Origin of the sequence: Planktothrix sp. FACHB-1365 (genome assembly GCF_014697575.1) — a bacterium.
Classification (GTDB): Bacteria; Cyanobacteriota; Cyanobacteriia; order Cyanobacteriales; family Microcoleaceae; genus Planktothrix.
Genome location: NZ_JACJSC010000004.1, coordinates 269,126 through 277,456 on the forward strand (window position 1 = coordinate 269,126; position 8,331 = coordinate 277,456).

Below are 8,331 nucleotides of genomic sequence, written 5' to 3' on the forward strand. Positions count from 1 at the left end.
AATCAATAAATTTTAACGAATTCATTTATCTCTATTACCAATGGGGATTATCCTGGAGTAAGGCTTGAGCAGCATTAGCATCTACTGGCGGAGAAAAATAATAACCTTGTCCTTCTTCACATCCTAGATTTTTGAGTAAGGACAACTGTTCTTCGGTTTCTACTCCTTCGGCGGTGATTGTCATATTCAAATGATGAGCAAGGGTAATAATCGCATGAATAATTTCTAAATTTTGACGAGTTTCAGTAATTCGCTTAATAAAGGATCGATCAATTTTTAAATTATGCAGGGGAAACCGATGTAAATAACTCAGGGATGAATATCCGGTTCCAAAATCATCAATACTTAACTGAATATCTCGGTCTCGGAGTTGTTGTAAAAGTTCCGTTGCTGATTCAGGATGATCCATAATCGCACTTTCGGTGATTTCTAATTTTAAATAACTGCTATTTAACTGAGTTCTTAAAAGAATTTTATCAATATTTTGAATTAAATTAACTTGAGAAAATTGTTTAACAGAGAGATTGACACTCATTTTAATTTTATCTTTAAATAAACCTTGATCTTGCCACGTTTTTAACTGTTGACACGCTTCTTTTAACACCCATAACCCAATGGGAATAATTAATCCAGTTTCTTCGGCTGCTGGAATAAATTCCCCCGGAGAAACTAACCCTTTTTGGGGATGATACCACCGGATTAAAGCTTCAAATCCATTAATTCTTCCCGTTGTTAAGGAAATAATGGGTTGATAATATAAGAGAAATTCTTCACGATGTAAAGCCCGTCTTAAATCGGTTTCTAATTCTAAGCGTTGTTGGGCGTGATAGTGCATTTGAGTATCAAAAATTTGATATCGAGCTTTTCCCAAAGCTTTAGCTTGATACATGGCAATATCTGCATCTCTTAACAAATGTTCAGGTTGTTCATAGGTTTGATCACCGACAACAATTCCAATACTGGCATTAATAAATAATTCTTGATCATCAAATTGAAACGGCCAACTCATGGAGGTTTGGATTTTTTGAGCTAAACGGCTGGCCTCCTCGGAACCCTGAATATTTTCTAATAAAATTGTGAATTCATCTCCCCCAAATCGAGCCAACATATCTGTAGTGGTTAAATGGGTTTTAAGACGACGTGCGATCGCAATTAATAACCGATCTCCGGCAAAATGTCCTAAAGAATCATTCACCACTTTAAAGCGATCGCAATCCAAAAATAACACCGCAAATTGATAATTCGGTTCCTGTTTTGTTCGTTGTAAAGCTTGAATTAATCGATTCATAAATAACACCCGGTTGGGTAAACTGGTGAGGGCATCATGGGAAGCCATGTGGAGTAATCGTTTTTGAGTTTTTTGATGTTCTGTTATCTCTTGTTCTAATCGTTGGTTTAAGGTTTTTAATTGCAAATTTGCCGATTCTAATTCTTGAGTTCGTTCTTGAACTCGTTGTTCTAATTCTTCATTTAATTGCCGAATTTCTGCCTTCGCCATTTGTAACGCCATTTGATTTTCAATCCGAGCAATCACTTCTTCAAATTGAAAAGGTTTAGTAATATAATCGGCTCCCCCAACTTCAAAGGCTTTAACTTTATCAATGACTTCATTGAGAGCACTTAAAAAAATCACCGGAATATCACGAGATAGCTCATTGCTTTTGAGATGTTGACAAATCGTATACCCATCCATATCCGACATTTTAATATCGAGGAGAATTAAATCCGGCGGTAGGGTTTGCACTGCCATAATTGCCATTTGTCCGGTCATCACCCCGCGAACTTTATATCCTAGCTGCATTAAAGTCGTAGATAAAAGCCGTAGATTTTCTAGGGTGTCATCTACGATTAAAATATCTGCTTTAAAAGATCGATGGAAAGAATAATTCATTGCTGGGTTGCTGTTTGCGCTAAATCTATTATCTGATCAAACGAAAAATTATTCACCAGTACCATGAGAGACTGAGCAATATGGCGATGGGAGGGGGGAATTTGTTGCAGGAGTTGTAAAATCTGCTCCCCATCGGCGGCGGCTGCACCGTAGCGCAGGGCTATTAACCAGTCGGAAGACATAATTTTCAAAGCATCGGGAGTTAAAATAGGAGGGTCGATTTTGAGACCTGACTCGGAACAGTCAATTTCAGGAGCATATAAGTACCGTACCCCTAAATGGTGACCAATGGTTTCTAAAAGTTGTTCTTCTCGACAAGGTTTTCTGACGAAATCATCGCACCCTGCGGATAAAACAACAGTCCGTTCTTCTTCAAAAACGCTTCCTGTTAAGGCAATAATTACCGTTGCTTCACCTTTTAAATGGGATTTAATCTGTTTGGTTGCTTCATAACCATCCATCACAGGCATTCGCATATCCATGAAGATTAAATGGGGTTGCCAATGATTCCAAATTCCTAGAGCTTCTTGACCATTTTCAGCTTCACGCAGATCAAACCCTAAAGGCGATAATAAGTGAAGTAACAGTTGTCGATTTGTTAGATGATCATCCACAATTAAAATTCGATAATTGGGTTGATTGGGTTCGATTCCGATCACCTGTTTAGTAGAAATTAAGGGTTTTATATTCAAAAAATGAACGGGATAAATATGAATATAAAACCGAAATAAGGTTCCTTGATTAAGCTTACTTTCTACTTGAATTTCTCCCCCCATCAAGCGAATAAATTTTTGACTAATCGTTAATCCTAATCCGGTTCCTTGTTGGGATTTTTTTCCCGTTTCGGTTTGGATAAAGGCTTCAAATAATTGAGTAAGTTCCTCCGGTGCTATCCCAGGGCCCGTATCTTCAATCTCAAAATATAAATAAGTTTGTTCGGATTCATTTTGCTCCCACAAAGAAGAGTCAAACACTAAAATGTTTGGTTCTAAAGGAGGTTGAATTTTTGCTCTTAATATAACTTGTCCTTGGGATGTAAATTTAATCGCGTTTCCCAATAAATTAATTAAAACTTGACGAAGTTTTCCTTCATCCGATTGAATATATTGAGGCAAGGTTGTATCCCATTCAAAAATAAGCTCTATTCCTTTAGATTTGGCTTTTAATTCAAACAGTTGATTTAAGGACGTTAAGCAAGCGTAGAGATCAAAAGAACTTAAGTTTAAAACTGTTCTTCCTGATTCAATTTTGGTTAAGTCTAAAATTTCATTAATTAACTTGAGTAAATGTTCGCCAGAACGATTAATAATTTCTAAATTTTCTAATTGTTTAGACTCAGCCTCGGACTGACGTAGCATTAATTGGGTAAAGCCTAAAATGGCGTGTAAGGGTGTTCTTAATTCATGACTCATATTGGCTAAAAATATACTTTTAGCACGGTTGGCTAATTCCGCCGATTCTTTAGCTTGTTTGAGTTCCGTTGTTCGTTCTTCGACCTTAACTTCCAGGGTTTCAAAGGAATCTTTGAGTTGAGATACCATTTGATTAAAAGATTGGGATAACACTTCTAACTCATAAATTCCTGGAGAGTGAATTTCTTGTTGAATTTGTTCTAATTCCCCTTGGGCTATTTTTTGAGCGGCTTGATTTAATTCTAAAATCGGTTTCATAATCCATCGTGTTGTTAAAAATCCAAAAATTAGAGCCATAAATAAGGCGAAAAAGCATAGAAAAATAGTTTGATAGTTATTCTTTTGAATTCGTTCCATAAAGTTAGATTCGGGAACAACCAAAATAATTAACCAATCTAATCCGCGTTGATCTGAGTAAGGAATAACTTGGATAAATTGTCGTTCTTTTTGATAAATAAAATTAGAGTGATATCCCGCTTTAATCCTTTTAAAATTGTCAAATGTTTTTAGCAAATATTCACAGGAAGCTTGTAAAAGAGGATCGGCGCTATTCAGAGCTTGAATTCGTTGAGTTTTGCCATTTTGATCAATTAAAAAAGGTCGAGGTAAGGTGGAACTTGCCACAATTAATCCTTGACGGTCAATAATAAAAGTCTGCCCAGATTTATTAACTTTTAAATCTTTAAGAAAGTCACTCAATTGATTTAAAAATACGTTACTTGCTAATACGCCTAAAATTTTGCCTTGTTTATCCTTCACAATTACACTGGCAGATAAGGCGATTTCGGGATAAGCATGATAAGTAAAAATCGAGCTCCAAATCGAATGATTACTGGTGATTGCTGCTTTGTACCAAGGTCGTTGACGAATGGGAAAATTAGGCATTTCTCGAACTAATTTTTTAGGTTTTCCTTGACCATCTAATTCAAAAAATTGAATCCCGCCTTGAGTAGATTTACCTGCTTTCATCATCAGTAAAGGAGATTGATGAAATCTACCACTTCCGATAAATTCATTTTTTTCACTAGCAAAAAATACAAAACTGATTGTTTTAAACCGTTGTACTTGTAGCCAAAAGTGATGGTACAACTGTTGGGGATTATTAATATCAATATAACCGTTATTAATCGCATCTAAATTAAGTTGATTAATTAGATGGGGAACTTCTAAAAATTCATTCAATTTTTGTTCAATTCGATCTGAAGTTTCCCGGTGCATTTGATTCACAACATCTTCTACAGAAGCTTGGCTGGAACGAAAGGACATCCACCCAACCAGCCCCACGGTTGTAAAAAGTTGTACAATAAAGGGAACTATTAGTACCCATCGTAAAGGTAGTTTAAGCCATAAAACAGTCATTGAATGAATTTTTTAAACTAATTTTTATTTAAAATTGTTAACTTTTGTAAAAATTTTTGATCAAAGTTAAACTCTTAGTTTGATCATAAAGCAAAAGCTTTGCTGAACAGCAATTATTAGTCTAAAAAGTTACAATGAGGAATCAAACGGATGAGTCAGGAAGGATTTAAACGGTACAGTCAGTAGCCAGCAGTCCCACCAACACGGTGATTAACTCATGCTGATGTAACCAACCTAAACAGTAAAATCTTTTTTTATCGGCTCTATTTTCTTTAATCTCATCGTTTCTGTTTCCCTGTATTCTATCTTTTTTCTTTAATACTTCAATTTTAGCCATGAGTATTAATATTATTTCGGGTTTAATTTAGAAAGTTAAGTTAATGAACTTGCATGGTGACGAATATGATCCTCGATAAAGGTAGCGATAAAATAATAACTATGATCATATCCGGGCTGCATTCGTAAGGTTAAAACCTGCCCAACGGCTGCACAAGCTCTTTCAAAGACTTCGGGTAATAATTGTTCAGTTAAAAACGGATCAGCCGTACCAATATCAATTAAAATTGGCTGATTAAATTGTCCTCGCTGGACTAATTCACTGGCGTCATAATTGCGCCACTCTTCTGAATTTGCTCCTAAATAAGCTTTAAACGCTTTTTGACCCCAAGGACAACGCATCGGCGCCAGAATGGGAGCAAAAGCAGACACGGATAAATATTGTTCAGGGTTGCGTAACGCACAAACCAGCGCCCCATGTCCCCCCATAGAATGACCGAAAATTCCTTGTTTATTCGGAATAGCTGGAAACTGTTCGGCGATGAGTTGGGGTAACTCCTTGACTACATAACTGTACATTTGATAATGACGACTCCAGGGTTCTACCGTCGCATCGAGATAAAATCCCGCCCCAGTTCCTAAGTCCCAGTCCTCATCTTCCCCTGGGGTTCCCGTATTGCGGGGGCTGGTATCGGGTACAACCACCATTAAGCCGTATTTTGCAGCTAATCGTTGGATACCAGCTTTAATCATAAAGTTTTCTTCCGTACAGGTTAACCCTGAAAGGTAGTAAAGTACGGGAACAGGGTGAGATTGAGCTTGGGGCGGTTGATAGACGGAAAATCCCATCTCGCTATCACAAGTTGCGGAAAAATGGCGATAGAAGCCTACTTTACCGCCAAAGCATAAACTTTCACTGATGGGGTTCAGGACAGCAATCATTTGTAAACTCCCAATAGGTAGAGGTTGGCGGTTGACCATAACCCTCTGCATAATTCCAAACTTATTTTATCAATCGGAAAAGCAAACTCTGGTTTTCCGTAACTTCTCTTTAATATCCTGTAGATCACTTTTAATTAACCTTTAAATTTTTCTCGAATCATGATTAATTCAAATTTTGTCAAACACCAACTTGGAATCAAGGCTTTTCATCATCAAGAATTGTTAGAAATTGCCTTAACTCATCCTGATGCTATTGCAGAAAGCATAGAGTTAACCCTGGAACAACAAAAGTCAAGAACCTTAGAATATTTGGGAATTAATCGTTTAGGTTCTAACTTATTTAGTCAGATGGTGGATGATTATTTATATCTGCACTGTTCCCATTTAGGATCAGCAACCCGGATTCTCCTCAAAAGTGATTTGGTTAGTCCTGCTATTTTAGCACAATTAACGATAAAAATCAATCTTGATCAGGGAAGTGATTTGGGGAAAAATTATCCGTTAAAACCCGACTTTGAACAAGAAAAAATATTAGCGGAACTATTTGAAGCGGTGGTCGGTGCTGTTTATTTAGAGTGGGATCGAGATTTTGAAAAAACCTATAATTGGTTAGCGAATCAATTTTTGGCAGAAATCGTTAATCAAATTTTAATGGATTTGTTTGTTGAGTTTGTCCCGGCTGCGGACTGGGATGCTAATTTTTATCCCTGGTTTGGTTGTAATCATTTAACCTGTCCTTCTCAAAACTCATCCTCAAAATCAACATCTCTTTTCTGTTCATAACTTTTCAAATTGTTAATATTCACTTATACTTTTGACTTCAAGCTGAATGCAATCAATAGATGGGATTTAATGGGAGCAACAATTTGCTGACTGGGTACTATTATTATTCTGTTTGCTCCCCATCGAAATCCCGTTTAAAATGTTACCACAGTCCGAATTGATTCTCCTTGGTGCATTAAGTCAAACGCTTCATTAATTCGCTCAACAGGCATAACATGGGTAATTAAATCATCAATATTAATTTTCCCTTCCATATACCAATCCACAATTTTAGGCACATCCGTCCGACCTTTTGCACCGCCAAATGCTGTTCCTTTCCAAACCCTTCCCGTCACTAATTGAAACGGACGGGTACTAATTTCTTGACCCGCACCTGCGACCCCAATAATCACACTCACCCCCCAACCTTTATGACAACATTCTAAGGCTTGACGCATCACCTTAACGTTACCAATACATTCAAAACTATAATCCGCGCCGCCTTGAGTTAATTCAACTAAATAAGAGACTAAATCCCCTTCAATTTCCTTGGGATTAACAAAATGGGTCATACCAAATTTTTCAGCAATTTCTTTTTTAGCGGGGTTAATATCTACACCAATAATTTTATTAGCCCCCACCATTTTTGCCCCTTGAATTACATTTAATCCAATTCCCCCTAAGCCAAAAACCACCACATTTGCACCGGGTTCAACTTTAGCGGTATTAATCACAGCACCCAGACCCGTTGTTACCCCACAACCAATATAACAAACCTTATCAAAAGGGGCATCTTCTCGAATTTTGGCTAAGGCAATTTCGGGTAAAACGGTATAATTAGAAAAGGTAGACGTTCCCATATAATGATGAATAATTTTACCATTTTTAGAAAAACGACTACTCCCATCCGGCATTAAACCTTTGCCTTGAGTGCCCCGAATGGCTTGACACAAATTGGTTTTAAAACTTAAACAATATTCACATTGACGACATTCGGGAATATACAAAGGAATCACATGATCTCCGGGTTTCAGACTTTTAACGCCAGCACCCACTTCAACAACAATTCCGGCGCCTTCATGACCTAAAATAGCCGGAAATAACCCTTCAGGATCATCACCGGAAAGGGTATAAGCATCGGTATGACAAATTCCGGTTGCTTTAATTTCTACTAAGACTTCTCCCTCTTGGGGGCCTTCAAGTTGAACCGTTTCTAAACTTAAAGGTTTTCCAGCTTCCCACGCAATGGCGGCTTTAACGTCCATAATTGACCTTCGATAAAGTTAGCAGTTTAACACTTTTATAGAGCAAGTCTAAATGGATTGTACCCTGATCATCATCATGATTATTAATCTTCAAAAATGCACACAAATCCACCTGTAGGGGTACAGCAAGCCCAAAGCGTGTTAACTTAAGCCGGAAACCCCTGATTATAGCCGAGAATAGATCCCCCTAAATCCCCCTTAAAAAGCAGGGCTGTTTCAAAGTCGGGGGGAAAAGAGTAAAGAAAGAGCGATCGCTACCTGATAAAATCAAGAGCGGTCGCTTATTTTTTCTAAAATAAAGATGCTAACAACTTTAATAGAAAAACTGAAAAAAGTCAAGGATTACCGGAAGGCTCAGGGAACAAGGCATCCAATATGGCTAGTATTATTAATAGTCATATTGGGGCTAATGTCGAGGAATTTA

The 8,331-nt window shown here is 37.3% G+C and carries 6 protein-coding genes and 1 pseudogene; 2 read left to right on the top strand and 5 right to left on the bottom strand.

Going from position 1 to position 8,331, the window contains the following annotated elements:
* Positions 1-34: 34 nt before the first annotated feature.
* The 4 genes from H6G57_RS08615 to fghA all read right to left on the bottom strand — a co-directional run bounded on the left by H6G57_RS08615 (position 35) and on the right by fghA (position 5,880).
* Entirely contained in the window at positions 35-1,891 is a 1,857-nt protein-coding gene (locus tag H6G57_RS08615; RefSeq protein WP_190517648.1) for a GGDEF domain-containing response regulator, read from the bottom strand.
* Complete coding sequence (locus tag H6G57_RS08620; protein ID WP_190517649.1) at positions 1,888-4,662, bottom strand: response regulator; 2,775 nt, start codon at positions 4,660-4,662, stop codon at positions 1,888-1,890. The genes H6G57_RS08615 and H6G57_RS08620 overlap by 4 nt, the downstream gene beginning before the upstream one ends.
* A 166-nt stretch (positions 4,663-4,828) precedes the next feature.
* On the bottom strand, positions 4,829-4,999 hold the full coding sequence (locus H6G57_RS08625) for a hypothetical protein (RefSeq protein ID WP_190517650.1): 171 nt from the start codon (positions 4,997-4,999) through the stop codon (positions 4,829-4,831).
* A gap of 35 nt (positions 5,000-5,034) precedes the next feature.
* Positions 5,035-5,880 carry an S-formylglutathione hydrolase gene (fghA, locus tag H6G57_RS08630; protein WP_190517702.1) on the bottom strand — a complete coding sequence of 282 codons (846 nt, stop codon included), beginning with the start codon at positions 5,878-5,880 and terminating at the stop codon, positions 5,035-5,037.
* A gap of 159 nt (positions 5,881-6,039) precedes the next feature.
* Here fghA and H6G57_RS08635 point away from each other — a divergent pair, with 159 nt between their 5' ends.
* Complete coding sequence (locus H6G57_RS08635; RefSeq protein ID WP_190517651.1) at positions 6,040-6,663, top strand: ribonuclease III domain-containing protein; 624 nt, start codon at positions 6,040-6,042, stop codon at positions 6,661-6,663.
* Positions 6,664-6,797: 134 nt separating this feature from the next.
* Here the strand turns inward: H6G57_RS08635 and H6G57_RS08640 are convergent, their stop codons facing one another.
* Positions 6,798-7,907, bottom strand: coding sequence for an S-(hydroxymethyl)glutathione dehydrogenase/class III alcohol dehydrogenase (locus tag H6G57_RS08640; protein ID WP_190517653.1), 1,110 nt, complete (start codon positions 7,905-7,907; stop codon positions 6,798-6,800).
* Positions 7,908-8,208: 301 nt separating this feature from the next.
* Here H6G57_RS08640 and H6G57_RS28915 point away from each other — a divergent pair.
* Positions 8,209-8,331 (top strand): annotated as a pseudogene (locus tag H6G57_RS28915) (ISAs1 family transposase); the annotation flags it as partial.